The sequence below is a fragment of the Gemmatimonadaceae bacterium genome (assembly GCA_035533755.1).
Taxonomy (GTDB): Bacteria; Gemmatimonadota; Gemmatimonadetes; order Gemmatimonadales; family Gemmatimonadaceae; genus JAGWRI01.
In genome coordinates this window covers 1-13,589 of record DATLTC010000065.1, presented here as the reverse complement: position 1 = coordinate 13,589, position 13,589 = coordinate 1, and the positions used below count along the sequence as shown (strand labels likewise).

Genomic DNA, 13,589 nt, shown 5'->3' with positions numbered 1-13,589 from the left:
CCCTCGATGCGCGGCACATCGGCCATGGTCGGGATCTTGTAGTCGTGCATCGTGGGGTTCATCTGTAGGCCCAGCCGCTCGTCCATCACGCGCTCCTCGAACAGCGCGTACCCCATTCCCTGCAGCACCGCGCCCTCGAGTTGGCTCTCGGCGAGTGTGGGGTTGATGATGCGTCCGCTGTCGTGCGCGGCCACGATGCGCTCCACGCGCACCCGTCCGGTCTCCACGTCCACCTCGACCTCGGCAAAGTGCGCGCCGAACGCGGCGATCGCGGTCTGGTCGGGGTTGGGGCCGCGGCTGCCCTGGCCGATGATCATCACATCGCCCAGCTTGCCGCACACGTCGGCGAACGTGAGCGTGCGTTCGCTGCCGGCCACGGCGATCACGCCGGCCCGGGCGGAGAGTTCGTTCACGCCGGCGTCGAGCATGGCGGCGGCGGCTTCGAACAGCCGGTCGCGCGCTTCTTCCGCAGCCGCGCGCACCGCCGGCCCCACCGACGCCGTGGTGATCGACCCCCACGAGTTGGGCGCGAAGGGCAGCCGCTCGGTGTCGCCCAGCACCGTGTGCACGTCGGCCACATCGGCGCCCAGCGTCTCGGCGGCAATCTGCGCCAACACCGTGCGCGAGCCCGTGCCAAGGTCCTGCGCGCCGGTGAGCACCTCCACCGTGCCGTCGCGGTTGATGCGCACGGTGGCGTAGGCGGGCGGTCCGCCGCCGGCGCCCCACACGGCGGCGGCCATGCCGAAGCCGCGGCGCAGCCGCCCGGCCACCGTGGTGGCGCGCCGCGCCTCGCGATCCTCCCACCCGAACCGCCGGGCGCCCTCGCCGTAGCACGCATCCAGCCGCTTGTCGGAATACGGCCGCGCCCTGCTCTGATCGTCGGTGGCGTAGTTGCGCCGCCGGAGTTCGAGCGGATCCAGGTGCAACTCGCGGGCCAGCGCGTTCATCGCGCTCTCGAGCCCGAACGCGCCCTCGGTGTGGCCCGGCGCGCGGAACGACGCCATGGCCCCGGCGTTGGTGTACACGAACGTCTCGCTGGTGTGGACGTTGGGGCACGCGTGCAGCTCGTGATAGATGCGGCCCGGGCCGGCCTCCCAGCCGCCCACGCCCAGCGGGATCGTGGCGTCGAGCGTGATGGCGGTGAGCGTGCCGTCGCGCTTGGCGCCCAGGGTGACGGTCTGGACGGTGGCCGAACGGTTGCCCGAGTCGGTCTGCTCGCCCTCGCGGTCGAGCACGCAGCGCACGGGGCGCCCCAGCTTCCGCGACATCGCCACGGCGATGTAGGTGGACGCAGCCGCTCCGTTCTTGGCGCCGAACCCGCCGCCCATGTAGTCCTTCATCACGCGCACCTGCGACAGCTTGAGCTCGAACGCCGCGGCGAGGTCGCGCCGGGTGTTGAAGATCCCCTGCGTGGACTCCCACACGGTGACGCGCTTGCCCTCCCACTCGGCCACGGCGCCGTGCGGCTCGAGGGCGGTGTGCAACGCCACCGGCGTGCGGTATTCGCGCGTGATGGTGACCTCGGCCTCGCGCAGGCCGGCGTCCACGTCGCCGCGGCGGATGACCCGCGGCGAGCGCGCCGAGACGTTCCCCTTGGGGCGCACCCTGGGCGCGTCGGGCGCCAGCGCGCGTTCGGCCGTCACCGCGTGGGCGGCGGGCTCGATGGCCAGGACGACCGCGGCCGCCGCGGCGTTGGCGGCGGCGAAGCTGTCGGCGCAGACGGCGCACAGCGGCTGTCCGGCGTAGCGGATGGTGTCGTCGAACAGTTGGCCGGCGTCGGTGCGGATGCCGCGCACGTCGTCCAGCAACAGCACGCCGCGCACTTGAGGCAGCTGCAGCGCCCGCGCCGGGTCGATGCCGGTAAGGCGGCCGGCGGCCACCGGCGCGCGGACGATCGCGGCGAACAGCATGCCCGGACGCAACACGTCGGCCGTGTAGCGCGCCGCGCCGGTGACCTTCTCGAGCGCGTCCATGCGCGCCACCCGCTGGCCCACCACGTGGAGCTCGGCGGCGGCGTCCCACGGCGCGGGTTCGCGGTCGGGCAGCTCGACGATGCGGGTGTCTTCGCGCCCCTCGATCTCCACCTTGGTGGCCACGAACCGCTTCTCACGTGCCATGGGCACCCTCCCGTCGCGCCGCCACGTCGAGCACGGCGCGCACGATCTTGGGGTAGGTGCCGCAGCGGCACAGGTTGCCGCTCATGCCGCGCCGCACGTCGTCTTCGGTGGGGCGGGGGCTCTGGTGCAGGAGCGCCACCGCGGCCAGGATCTGGCCGGGCGTGCAGAAGCCGCATTGCACGGCGTCGTGCACGATGAACGCCTCCTGCATCTCGTGCAGGGCGTCGGCCGTGCCCAGCCCCTCGATGGTGGTGATGGCCACGCCTTCGCAGGCGGCGGCCAGGGTCAGGCAGGCGTAGGCGGGCGTCCCATCGAGAAGGACCGTGCACGCGCCGCACTCCCCCCGGCCGCACACCAGCTTGGCGCCGGTCAGCGCCAGCCGGCCGCGCAGCACGCCGAGGAGGGTCTCGGGGCCGGCGATGGCGACGTCGTATGCGTTCCCGTTGACGGTCAGACGCATGGGCGCGGGGTGGCGAGGCGGGGGTGGCGGGCGTACCCTGTTGGCGGGAGCGCCACCGATTATCTTAGTCGAACCTCACTCGATTCGCAGCAACTTTCGAGGCACTCATGCCCTACGTGATCACAGAAGCCTGCATCGGAGTCAAGGACCGCGCCTGCGTGGATGTCTGTCCCGTGGACTGCATCTATGAAGGCGAGGACCAGCTCTACATCCACCCCGACGAGTGCATCGATTGCGGGGCGTGTGAGCCCGAGTGTCCCGTGACCGCGATCTTCCCCGAGGAAGACGTGCCGGTGCAGCTCAAGTCGTTCATCGACAAGAATCGCGAAGTCTTCGAAGGCGACAACCCTCCCGGTCGCCCGCAGCGCTGAGCGCGGCATCCGCCGCGCGGGCCGCCCGTAGGTAAGGGCGGCCGTTGCTGGTCCACGAGAAAATTCCGGAGTGTCACGCATGCGCGTGAACCGATGGGCTGCCGCCGGCGCCGTCGCGGTTCTCTCGCTCGCCCTCGCGGTGGGTTCCGGCGAGGCGGGCCCGAGCCGCTACGGCCAGACCGATCGCGTGGAGCGCCACATGCTCCCCGAAGTGACCACGGGCCCGCTGGACCCGCGGTTCAGCCCCGACGGCCAATGGATCGCCTTCTCCATGCGGGGCGACATCTGGAAGATTCCCGCCGCGGGCGGCGAAGCCGTGGCCCTCACCCAGGGTCCGCACTACTACTTCGAGCCCGCGTGGAGTCCCGACGGCAAGCAGATCGCGCTGTCCATGGATGTGGACGGCAACCTCGACATCGGCGTGGTGAGCGCCGACGGCGGCGCGGTGCGGCGCGTGACCGACAACCCGCGCATCGACGTGGAACCCGCGTGGAGCCACGACGGTAGCGGCGTCTACTTCGTGAGCGACCGCGGCGGCCGGTTCCACATCTTCCGCCACGATCTCGCCGCCAACACCGACTCGATGATCACCACCGAGGCCGGCGATCAGTTCCAGCCGGCCGTCTCGCCCGACGGCACGCAGCTCGCGTACGTGGGCACCGTCACCGGCCGGCTGGGCACCGGCGGCATCTGGGTGCGGCCCACCGCCGCCGGCGAGCCGCGCCTGGTGCACTACGAGGAGACCGAATACCGCACCAAGCCCGCCTGGACCCCCGACGGCCGCGCGCTCCTGTACGTGTCCGACGAGATGGGCTCCAACGACGTGGACATCGTCGGCGCGTCGGGCGGCAATCCGGTGCGGCTCACGGCGGACCAGGGCGACGAGTACGCGCCGTCCCCCAGCCCCGACGGCTCGCGGTTCGCGTTCGTATCCAACCGCAGCGGCCCCACGGTGCTGTACACCGCGGATATGGGCGGCGGACCGTTCGCGTCGTGGCACGCGGTGCCCATTCGCTCGCGCCGGCCGCGCGTGGCCACGGGGCGCGTGCGCGTGACCGTGCTCGGACCAGACGGCAAGGCGTTGCCGGCGCGCATCTACGTGGCGGCCAGCGACGGCCGCTCGTACGCGCCCGACGGCGGGTTCCAGCGCGTGCTGTCGGCCACCGAGACGCACTACTTCGACACCATGCGACCGTTCGAGGTCGAGGTGCCGGCCGGACAGACCACCATCGAGGCGATGCACGGATTCGAGTACCAACCGCACCACGTGACCGTGGACGTGCCCGCCGGCGGCGTGCGTTCGGCCACCATTCGCCTTACGCCCATGGTGAACCTGCCGGCGCGCGGGTGGTACTCGGGCGACACGCACATCCACGATCTGCACCAGGGACGGTGGGGGCTCAGCCACCGGGACTTCTTCGACGAGCTGGTGGCCGAAGACATCCACGTGACCAACGCCCTCATCCACATGGACGGCACGCGGATCATGGGGCGGTGGAGCGATCTCACCGGCAAGCCCAGCCCGCTGTCCACGCCCGACTACATCCTGCAGTACGGCGAGGAGTTCCGCGGGTCGCTGGGGCACATCGCCATGCTCGGCATCAATCACTACGTGCTGCCGTTCGAGAGCGGACTTCCATATACGGCGTACGCGCAGCCCGAGATGGACTATCGGTACATCGACTCCACCGACGCCCAGGGCGGGATGGCCGGCTACGCGCACCCCTACCACGACCGCGTGACCACGCCGGCGTCGGGCGCCAACTCGCTCATTCCGGTGGACGTGGCGCTGGGCAAGGGCGACTTCTACGACATCGCCTCCGACTACTCCGACGAGATCGCGTCGGACGAGATGTACTTCCGGCTGCTCAACGCCGGTTTCCGTCTGCCGGCCACCGCCGGCACCGACAACTTCAGCGATGTGTGGCGCGACCCGCCGCCGGGCACCGATCGCGCGTACGTGCACGTGCGCGGACCGCTCACGCTCGGCAACTGGTACGCAGGCATCCGGGCCGGCCATTCGTTCGCGTCCACCGGCCCGCTGCTCTTTCTCACGGTGAACGGCCGCGAGATGGGCGACGAGATCACGCTCGCCGCCGGCGCGCCGGCCGCGCTCCGCGTCACGGCCGACGCGCGCTCGATCACGCCCATGGGCCGGCTCGAGATCATCGTCAACGGGCACGTCGTGGATTCCGTGATGGCCGGCGACTCGTCGCACCTGGCCTTCGACGCGCCCGTGGCGGTGCCGCAGGGCGGATGGATCGCGGCCCGCGTGCTGGGGCCGCCGTCGCGCTACGTGGGCGACAACTACGCGTTCGCGCAGACCACGCCGGTGTACGTGGTGCGCGACGGCCGCCGCTACACGTCGCCGGCCGACGCGCGCTTCCTGGCCGAACTCGTGGAAGCGATCTGGACGCGCACCGATCGCACCGCCGCGTGGCGCACCCCCGAGGAGCGGGCCGCGTTCCACGCCGGCATCGAGCGGGCCCGCCGCGTGTACCAGCGCATCGCGGGCGACAGCGCCGCCGGCGCCCTGCTCGACCCGTCGAGCGCGGCCATGAACCAGCGCGCGCCCGACCACTTCCGCGTGCGCTTCGAGACCAGCCGCGGCGACTTCGTGGTGGACGTGCCGCGGGCGTGGTCGCCCCGTGGCGCCGACCGGTTCTACAACCTGGTGCAACACGGATTCTTCGACGACGGGCGCTTCTCGCGCGTGATCGCGGGGTTCATTGCCCAGTTCGGGCTCAATGCCGATCCGCGCGTGATCGCCGCCTGGAAGCACGCCACGATCGCCGACGACTCGGTGCGCACCACCAACGCGCGGGGCACGTTCGCGTTCGCGATGACGGGGCCGAACACGCGCACCACGCAGCTCTATATCAACCTGGTGGACAATACGCGGCTGGATGCCCAGGGCTTCTCACCCGTGGGCCGCGTGGTGTCGGGGATGGACGTCGTGGACCGGATTTACTCCGGCTACGGAGAGCGGGCGGGGGGCGGCGTGCGCGCCGGCAAACAGGGGCCGATCGAGAAGGAGGGGAATGCGTGGCTGGAGCGCAACTTCCCCAAGCTGGACTACATCATCCGGGCCACGGTGATTCCGGATTGACGGCCGTCAGTTGAGCCGGCCCTTCACGGCGAACAGGATGGCCAGCGCGGCGTACTGCAGGAACGAGCTGATCTCGCTGCGCCAGGCTTCGCCCCAGTCGTGCGGCCCCGCGTCGGCCTCGGCCGGCGGGCGCGGAATCCATCGCGGCGTGCGCTGCTTGTAGGCCAGGTATTCGTCGCCGAAGATCGACTCGAGCACGCCTTCTTCGTAGCGGACGATCAGCGCGTACTCCACGCCGAACAGCGCCAGCGCCATGGGCAGGAACCAGTACACGCCCGACACCACTCCGAAGCCGATCCAGATCACGAAGTTCCCGATGTAGAGCGGGTTGCGTACCCAGGAGAAGATCCCGTACGTCACCAGGCGCTGCACGTCGCGCGACCGGCGCCGGGTCACGGTGCCCGCGGCCGCCACGCCGGCCAGACGCATGGCCTCGCCCAGCGCGACGATCAGGGCGCCGATCAGCCACTGCGCGGCGCTCAACTTGCCGGGCGCGAGCAGCGGCACGACCACGAACGGCACCGGCAGCCAACTGCGGTTCCGGAACAGCACGGCGCCCACGCGCGCCGCGGGGCTGGCTTCGGTGGGCGAGACGGGCGCTGCGGTCTCGCTCGGTGTGGCGTCAGTGGGCATGGGGCGCCATAATCTAACCCTGGGGCGTCACGCCGGGGGTTCCCACGCCGGCATCATCGCCTTCCATTCGCCGGGCACCGCAACCGGCACGCCCGACCGGTCGATGGCCACGATCACGAGACTCGCCTCGGCTACCAACTCGGCCGTGCCCGCCTTCCGGGCCTCCTGGCGCACGGTGTAGCTGGTGTTGCCCACGCGCACGATGCCCGAGCGGATGACCAGGTCCTCGCCGGGCAGCGTCTGGGCCAGATAGCCGATGTCCACGTGGCGCACCACCGGGAACACCGGCTGCCGGACCATCTCGTGGGCCGTCATGTGGTGCTCCAGCAACGCCCACCGCGCCCGCTCCAGGAATCCCAACATCGTGGCGTGGTTCAGGTGCCCGAGCATGTCGCAGTCGGTGGGATAGATGTGGAACACGGCTTCGGGGAGTGCGCTGGACATCGAGTGCTCGAATGTGGAGGTGAGAGGCGCGGCGTCTTGCTAGATTGTCGGAGGCTCTCCCAGACGAGGACGCGCGTGGCGCAGACCGATCCCCATACTCCGATGTTCCTGGACACGCCGGAAATCACGGCGCGGTTTCTGCGCGAGATCTCCAACACGCGTGAGATCGCCGTCGATACCGAAGGGGCGAGCTTCCACCGCTTCGTGGATCGAATCTACCTGCTGCAGCTCTCCACGCGCGACCACTCCGCGATCATCGATCCGCTGGCCGTCCCGCAGCTCGACGGGCTGGGCGCGCTCATGGAGCGCGAGGACGTGGAAGTGGTGTTCCACGACGCCGACTACGACCTGCGGCTGCTGCGGCAGGACTACGGCTGGCAAGTGGTGCGCGTGTTCGACACGCGCGTGGCCGCGCAGCTCCTGGGCATCCGGGCGTTCGGGCTGGCCGCGCTGCTGGAGCGCTACTTCGGCGTGAAGCTGGAAAAGAAGTACCAGCGCGCCGACTGGTCGCTGCGGCCGCTCACGCCGGGCATGCTGGAGTACGCCGCCCAGGACACGATGCACCTGCTCGACCTCAGAGACCGGATGCGCGACGATCTCGAGCGGGCGGGACGCATGGCGTGGGCCCAGGAGGAGTTCGGCATCGTGCAGAACGTGCGGTGGGAGCCCGACGAGCCCGGCATGGGGTTCATGCGCATCAAGGGCGCCCGCGACCTCGACCGGCGCCAGCTCGCCGTGTTCCGCGAGGTGGCCAACTGGCGCGACACCGTGGCCGCCGAGTTGGATCGCGCCACCTTCCGCGTGGTGGGCAACGAGCCCCTGCTCGAGCTGGCGCGCCTGCAGCCGTCCGACCGACACGGCCTCTCCGCCATCAAAGGCATGCCGCGCGGCATGCCCGAGCAACGCACCGCCGATCTGCTCGACGCGATCGCGCGCGGCAAGGCCGTGCCCGACGCCGAGCTGCCGCGCTTTCCGCGCTCCCGCCGCTGGGACAAGGACGCGGAGTTCGATGCCCGCGTCTCGGCGCTCAAGACGGCGCGCGACGCGGTGGCGCAGCGCCTCGATCTCGATCCGGGAGTGCTCTGCGCCAAGGATCGCATCGAAGCGGTGGCGCGGCGGAATCCGGAAACGCTCGACGAGCTCGCCGAAGTGACCGAGCTGCGTCGCTGGCAGATGGAAGCCTTGGGGAAAGAGTATCTGGAGGCGTTGAAGCCGCATCGCGGAGCGGCGGGAAAGGCGACGGAGGAGTCGCCATACAAGGAGTGACCGCGGCGTTCCCCGGCCGCGGTTCACAGCCCCATATACGCCCTCACCCGCGGCTCGATCCGCTCCGGCGTCCAGTACGGCTCCCATACCAGATTCATCACCACGTCTTCCACGCCGGGAATCGCCCGCACGGTGCGTTCCACGTCGTTCATGATCTGCGGGCCCGCCGGGCACCCCGGTGACGTGAGGGTCATGTTGATGACCACGGTGTGATCCTCCACCAGCACGTCATAGACCAGACCCAGGTCCATGATGTTCAGGTTGAGCTCGGGATCCTTCACCTTGCGAAGGGCGAGCTTGATCTGCTCATCGGCCAGGGCGGGCGACGGCTGGGACGGCGTGGCTGGCACGTCGGGGTGCGGCTGTTCTTCCATGCCCGCAAGATTATCGAATAAGGCGCGTCAGGGAAGCGCCGACGATAATCGCCCAGCCGGTCAGTTACCGGCCGAGCGCTTGACTGGCTTCCTGGCGGCGAGCTTTTTCGCGGCAGAGTGCTTCGATTGGGGCGCCTTCCTGGCGCCGGCCTTGCCCGCCGCGGACTTCTCCGAAGCCGCCTTCTTCACCACGTGCTTCTTGGCGGACGCGCTCTTTCCGAAGTCCGGCTTGCGGGCCACGGTGGACAGCGAGATCGCGAAGGCCCGCTTGCCGGCCGGTTTGGCCACCTTGCGGGAGGCCGCGGCGCTGACCCGACGCACTGGCCGGCGCGCGTGCCGCACCGGCCGGTTCCACCCCGCCTGCCGATCGGTGCGCCATGACGCCGGCATCACCATCGGGGCCTGCCCGTAGTTCTCCACCGCCAGCACCGAGGCGTCGGCCAGGTCGGCGCGCACGTCGGCGATCGCCTTCATGCTGTGGCGGATTTTCGGGTCGTATACGCGGTTGGTGAGCAGGATCACGAACATCTGCCGGTCCGGATCGATCCAGATGGACGTGCCCGTGAACCCGGTGTGGCCGAACGCCGTCTCGCCCATGTACTCGCCGCAGCCGAGCTCGCCCGCGCAGGTGTCCCACCCCAGGCCCCGCGTGCCGGCGCCCGCCGCCCGCGTGGTGAACAGCTTCACCGTACTGTCGGCCACGATCCGCACCCCGTTGTACTCGCCGCCGTTGAGCATCATCTGCGCGAAGATCGCGAGGTCCGACGCCGAGCTGAACAGCCCCGCGTGACCGGCCACGCCGCCCAGCGCGTTGGCGTTCTCGTCGTTCACGCGGCCCTGCAGCGGATAGCCGCGCCGCGACCAGGGCGCCGTGGGCGCGATGCGCTCGTCCAGCGCCGGATCGGGACGGAATTCGGTGTCGTGCATGCCCAGCGGCCCGAACACCTTCTCGTCCAGGAAACGGTCCAGCGGCTCCCCGCTCACGGCCTCGACGATGAACCCCAGCATGTCGGCCCCGAGATCGGAGTACACGAACCGCGCGCCCGGCCGGCTGTACAGATGCGTGTCGATCACCTGCTCCCGCGCCTCGGCGGGCGAGTGCGCCGTGCGCCAGAGGTCGCGGCCGGCGGGGAGCCCCGACCGGTGCTCGAGCAGCATGCGCACCGTGACCAGATCCTTCTCGCCGCCGCTGAACTCGGGGATGTATTTGTAGACCGGTTCGTCCAACCCGATCTTGCCCTCGTCGTACAGCACCATGATCGCCGTCGTGGTGCCGATCACCTTGGTGAGCGACGCCAGATCGTAGATCGTGCGGTCGGGCACCACGAGCGGGCTGTTGGCGCTCCAGGTGAGATGCCCGAAGCCCTCCTCCACCACCGCGAAGCCCTGCCGGCCCACCACCACCGACGCGCCGGGAAAGCCGCCGCCGCGGATGCCGCGCGCCACCACCTCGTTGATGTTCGCCAGCCGGTCAGCCGACATCCCCACTTCGCGTGGGACGGCGATCGGCAGCCCCCCATCCACGCCCCGCGCAGGGGTGGGATGGCCGGTGGCAAGCAACAAGGCGGCGAACAGGGAGTTGAGCAACAGACCACTCCTGGCAAGATGCTGCTGGCGATTTGGGGGCGCTGCGGGCGGGGACGCGCCGGTCGCGGATGTCGACCGGCCCGGCGCGCGGCACAACATGCCCCTGTGTTGCCAAACGAACAAGGGGCGAAACCGTCACGCCGGACAGGGAGTAGGAAACAGATGGTCCCCCGAGCGGGTTGCGGCGGGGCGCGGTAAACCCTTTTCATACCACGAGCTGACCAATTGCACGAGCACATGAACGACGAGCGACTCACCATCCGGCGCGCCATCCAGGGCGATGAGGCGGCGATGCGGTCCCTGTGGACCCGTCATGCGCCGCACATCGACATGGTCGTCCGTCGCCTGGTGGGGCCCGACCACGACGTGGCCGAAGACATCGCGCAGGAGGTCTGGATCCAGATTTTCCGCGCCCTGCCCACCTACCGGGGCGATTCGCAGTTCGCCACCTGGGCGCACCGCATCGCGGTCAATCGGACGCTCAACGCCCTGCGCCGCACGCGCCGGCTGTCGCAGGTCGAGATCGACATGGACGACGACGCGGTGGCCGTGGAACCGGATCCCGACGGCACGTTCGTGATGGCGTCCATCGAGCAGGCGGTGGCGCGGCTGTCTCCGGGCGCGCGCACGGTGTTCCTGCTCCACGACGTGGAGGGGTACACGCACGAGGAGATCGCCGCCGAGCTGGGCATCACGTCCGGCGGCTCGAAGTCACAACTGTTCAAAGCCCGCGCGAAGCTGCGAATGCTGCTCGCGCATCTGGTGGATGTACCTGAACGCAGGGAACTGGAACATGTCGCACCTGTCTCCTGAGCGCCTGGCGGCGCTGGCTGACCACGATCCCACGGCGCCCGAGCTGGCGCACCTCGCAACGTGCGCGGTGTGCTCGGCGGAGCGCGAGGCGCACCGCGCGCTGGTGGCGCTGGCATCCACGGAACGCGCGAGCATCGGGCTGCCGCTCACGCGCTGGGAGTCGCTGGGCCCGGCGCTGCGCGCCGACGGATCGGCCACCTCGGGCGCCGGGGCCGCGCCGGCCAGGCGCAGCCGGTTCGGCCGCGCCTGGCTGCAGGCGGCGGCGGCGCTGCTGTTCGTGGCCGGCGGCACCATGCTCGGCCGCTACACCGCCGGCGCGTCGTTCGTGCCGGGCGTGGGCGCCGCCTCATCCGCCGCGCGCACCGCCCAGCACGCCGATTCGCAGTCGGCGGTGTTCCATTCGGTGAACGACGCGCGCGCGGCTCGCACGCGCGCCCAGGCGCTGTTCCAGAACGCGTCGGCGTTCCTTGCCCAGTACGACAGCAGCGCCAAGGGCTCGGAGAGCCCGTCGGCCATGCGCACGCGGCTGGCGGCGCTCGATCGCGTGTCGCATGCCATGCGCGACGCGCTCGCCGACGCGCCGTACGATCCCGTCATCAACGACTACTATCTGACCACGATCGGCCAGCGCGAAGCCACGCTGCGCCAACTCAACACCGCGCTCCCCACGGGAATGCGGGTGAACAGCTTCTGAATTCTTCCTCGTATATGGTGAACGTGATGCGCAGCTCGATGATCAACTCCGGTCGAACGATCGCCCTGGCCGTGGCCCTCACGCCTCTCGCGGCGCGGTCGGCGCTGGCCCAACAGAATCCACGGTCCACGGTCGAGGTCCGCGTGCACGCGTGCGCCCTGGGCCGGTGCGCCGACGACTCCAGCCGCGTGGTCGTGACCGTCCTGATGAACAAGCTCGATTCGCTGCAGCGGATCTTCCTCGGCACGCCCATCGCGCCCGAGCAGCAGGAGCGCATGGCCTCCGAGATGTCGGACATGCTGAGCCGGATTGCCGAGCTGCAGCGTGGGGCGGTGGAGATGGGCTTCGAGCGCGCCGGCGAAGCGTCGCGCAAGGCGATGGCCGACGCCGGCGTGGCCGCCATGCTGCAGTACCAGCCGGCGTCGCAGATCCCGCCCGAGGCGGTGCCCAAGGGGTGGATCGGGCTCACGTTCGTGGGCGCGCCGGTGGACAACGTGCGCCACGGCGAATACTTCGTGCGCTTTCTGGACTATCCCGAAGTGGAGTCGGTGGAACCAGACTCGCCGGCCGAACGCGCCGGCATCGCCCACGGCGACCTGCTGCTCGCCTTCAATGGCCAGGACGTCACCACGCAGGACATCTCGATGACCAAGCTGCTCGAGCCCGAGCACAAGGTGATCGTGCGCATGGAGCGCGACGGCGTGGACCGCGATTATCCGCTCATCGTGGCCCGGGCGCCGCAGATGTTCGTTCGCCGCCGCGTCGACTTTGCCACGCCCGAGGCGCCCGTCGGGATCAGGGGCCTGCTCGCGGAGCCGCCGGCTCCGCCCAGCTGGACCACGGGCGCCGTCCCGGCTCCCGCGCCGGCGCCGCGCGCCCCGGTGACCGTCTTCAACTTCAGTCCGGCCATGGCGGCGGTGGCCGGCGCGAGCATGAGCCCGGTGAATCCCGATCTGGGCCGCGCCTTTGGCGTGGACCGGGGCGTGCTCGTGCTCCAGACGCCCCACGGCACGGTGGCCGAGCAGTCGGGGCTCCGGGCGGGCGACGTGATCGTCAGGGCGGCGGGCGCCGCCGTGTCCACCGTGGACGAACTGCGCCGCGTGCTCGAACGGCACGCCGCCGATGCCACGGTGGAATTGCGGATCGTCCGCGACCGCAAGTCGCGCACGCTACAACTCAAGCAGTAGAGCCGGCGGAGCGCGGCGCTGTCGCCGCGCGACAGTCCGCGCACCCGCACCACGGGCGCCATGATGCTCCGCGGGTCGCGCGAGTGCGGCAGTCCGAGCAGATGTCCCACCTCGTGCATCGCCAGCGCCCGCATGGCCGCTCCACTCACGATGCGGCCGTCGGCGTGGTGCACGGCCAGCAGCACCGCGGCATCCACCACGCGGCCGGTTCCGTCGCGCTCGAGGCGCGATTCGCCCGTGGTCGACGCGCCCAACTGCGCCACCCACGTCACGCGCACCGCCGCGTCCGCCGAGTCGTCGGTGAACGCGAACGTGGCCTGGGGCACGATGCCGCTCCAGGCCGCAAAGGCGCGCTCGGCCTGGCGCGCGTCGTCGGCCCGCCAGTCGCGCACCCGCGATGCGGGCTGGATCCACACGAAGATCGGGCCCGGCATGGGCCGCGCGGCCGCCACGGTGAGGGCCAGCGCGAAGACGGCGAAGCGAAGCACGAACTGACTACGCCAGAAAGCGCGAAACGGCTGCGAAGAACTCGTT

Annotated in this window: 13 protein-coding genes; 7 read left to right on the top strand and 6 right to left on the bottom strand. The window is 70.5% G+C overall.

The annotated features are described in order from the left end of the window. On the bottom strand, positions 1 to 2,117 hold a 2,117-nt coding region (locus tag VNE60_10340), incomplete at its 3' end, for a xanthine dehydrogenase family protein molybdopterin-binding subunit (GenBank protein HVB31912.1). Continuing rightward, positions 2,107 to 2,577 carry a (2Fe-2S)-binding protein gene (locus VNE60_10335; protein ID HVB31911.1) on the bottom strand — a complete coding sequence of 157 codons (471 nt, stop codon included), beginning with the start codon at positions 2,575 to 2,577 and terminating at the stop codon, positions 2,107 to 2,109. The genes VNE60_10340 and VNE60_10335, both read right to left, overlap by 11 nt. 107 nt (positions 2,578 to 2,684) lie before the next feature. On the opposite strand from VNE60_10335, the gene VNE60_10330 reads away from it, so the two are divergent. Continuing rightward, entirely contained in the window at positions 2,685 to 2,948 is a 264-nt protein-coding gene (locus tag VNE60_10330; protein ID HVB31910.1) for a ferredoxin family protein, read from the top strand. Positions 2,949 to 3,027: 79 nt separating this feature from the next. Then, positions 3,028 to 6,057 (top strand): CehA/McbA family metallohydrolase, encoded by a 3,030-nt coding sequence (locus VNE60_10325; GenBank protein HVB31909.1) that lies wholly within the window; start codon positions 3,028 to 3,030, stop codon positions 6,055 to 6,057. Between the two features lie 6 nt (positions 6,058 to 6,063). On the opposite strand, the gene VNE60_10320 is transcribed toward VNE60_10325, so the two are convergent. Both VNE60_10320 and VNE60_10315 read right to left on the bottom strand, forming a co-directional pair. Further along, entirely contained in the window at positions 6,064 to 6,690 is a 627-nt protein-coding gene (locus tag VNE60_10320) for an isoprenylcysteine carboxylmethyltransferase family protein (protein HVB31908.1), read from the bottom strand. 27 nt (positions 6,691 to 6,717) lie between these two features. Then, positions 6,718 to 7,134, bottom strand: coding sequence for a thioesterase family protein (locus tag VNE60_10315; protein ID HVB31907.1), 417 nt, complete (start codon positions 7,132 to 7,134; stop codon positions 6,718 to 6,720). A 75-nt stretch (positions 7,135 to 7,209) separates the two neighbouring features. Between VNE60_10315 and VNE60_10310 the strand changes: the two genes are divergently transcribed. Beyond that, positions 7,210 to 8,400: an HRDC domain-containing protein gene (locus VNE60_10310; GenBank protein ID HVB31906.1), complete on the top strand. Its 1,191-nt coding sequence runs from the start codon at positions 7,210 to 7,212 to the stop codon at positions 8,398 to 8,400. 23 nt (positions 8,401 to 8,423) lie between these two features. Here the strand turns inward: VNE60_10310 and VNE60_10305 are convergent, their stop codons facing one another. Beyond that, positions 8,424 to 8,774, bottom strand: coding sequence for a metal-sulfur cluster assembly factor (locus VNE60_10305; GenBank protein HVB31905.1), 351 nt, complete (start codon positions 8,772 to 8,774; stop codon positions 8,424 to 8,426). A gap of 60 nt (positions 8,775 to 8,834) precedes the next feature. After that, positions 8,835 to 10,361: a serine hydrolase gene (locus VNE60_10300; protein HVB31904.1), complete on the bottom strand. Its 1,527-nt coding sequence runs from the start codon at positions 10,359 to 10,361 to the stop codon at positions 8,835 to 8,837. Between the two features lie 237 nt (positions 10,362 to 10,598). On the opposite strand from VNE60_10300, the gene VNE60_10295 reads away from it, so the two are divergent. From VNE60_10295 to VNE60_10280, 4 genes are all read left to right on the top strand, one after another. Further along, positions 10,599 to 11,174, top strand: a complete 576-nt coding sequence (locus tag VNE60_10295) for a sigma-70 family RNA polymerase sigma factor (GenBank protein ID HVB31903.1) — start codon at positions 10,599 to 10,601, stop codon at positions 11,172 to 11,174. Then, on the top strand, positions 11,155 to 11,868 hold the full coding sequence (locus VNE60_10290; GenBank protein ID HVB31902.1) for a hypothetical protein: 714 nt from the start codon (positions 11,155 to 11,157) through the stop codon (positions 11,866 to 11,868). Before VNE60_10295 ends, VNE60_10290 begins: the two co-directional genes overlap by 20 nt. Before the next feature lie 26 nt (positions 11,869 to 11,894). Continuing rightward, a complete protein-coding gene (locus tag VNE60_10285) occupies positions 11,895 to 13,055 on the top strand; it encodes a PDZ domain-containing protein (protein HVB31901.1) in 1,161 nt (386 codons plus the stop codon). Positions 13,056 to 13,187: 132 nt separating this feature from the next. Further along, positions 13,188 to 13,550 (top strand): hypothetical protein, encoded by a 363-nt coding sequence (locus VNE60_10280; GenBank protein ID HVB31900.1) that lies wholly within the window; start codon positions 13,188 to 13,190, stop codon positions 13,548 to 13,550. The last annotated feature ends 39 nt before the right edge of the window (positions 13,551 to 13,589 follow it).

What these genes read in the sequence shown, in the direction of transcription:
- VNE60_10335 (HVB31911.1), bottom strand. Translation starts at nt 2,577, where the DNA reads ATGCGTCTGACCGTCAACGGGAACGCATACGACGTCGCCATCGCCGGC.
- VNE60_10330 (HVB31910.1), top strand. Translation starts at nt 2,685, where the DNA reads ATGCCCTACGTGATCACAGAAGCCTGCATCGGAGTCAAGGACCGCGCC.
- VNE60_10325 (HVB31909.1), top strand. Translation starts at nt 3,028, where the DNA reads ATGCGCGTGAACCGATGGGCTGCCGCCGGCGCCGTCGCGGTTCTCTCG.
- VNE60_10320 (HVB31908.1), bottom strand. Translation starts at nt 6,690, where the DNA reads ATGCCCACTGACGCCACACCGAGCGAGACCGCAGCGCCCGTCTCGCCC.
- VNE60_10315 (HVB31907.1), bottom strand. Translation starts at nt 7,134, where the DNA reads ATGTCCAGCGCACTCCCCGAAGCCGTGTTCCACATCTATCCCACCGAC.
- VNE60_10305 (HVB31905.1), bottom strand. Translation starts at nt 8,774, where the DNA reads ATGGAAGAACAGCCGCACCCCGACGTGCCAGCCACGCCGTCCCAGCCG.
- VNE60_10295 (HVB31903.1), top strand. Translation starts at nt 10,599, where the DNA reads ATGAACGACGAGCGACTCACCATCCGGCGCGCCATCCAGGGCGATGAG.
- VNE60_10290 (HVB31902.1), top strand. Translation starts at nt 11,155, where the DNA reads ATGTCGCACCTGTCTCCTGAGCGCCTGGCGGCGCTGGCTGACCACGAT.
- VNE60_10285 (HVB31901.1), top strand. Translation starts at nt 11,895, where the DNA reads ATGCGCAGCTCGATGATCAACTCCGGTCGAACGATCGCCCTGGCCGTG.
- VNE60_10280 (HVB31900.1), top strand. Translation starts at nt 13,188, where the DNA reads ATGGCCGCTCCACTCACGATGCGGCCGTCGGCGTGGTGCACGGCCAGC.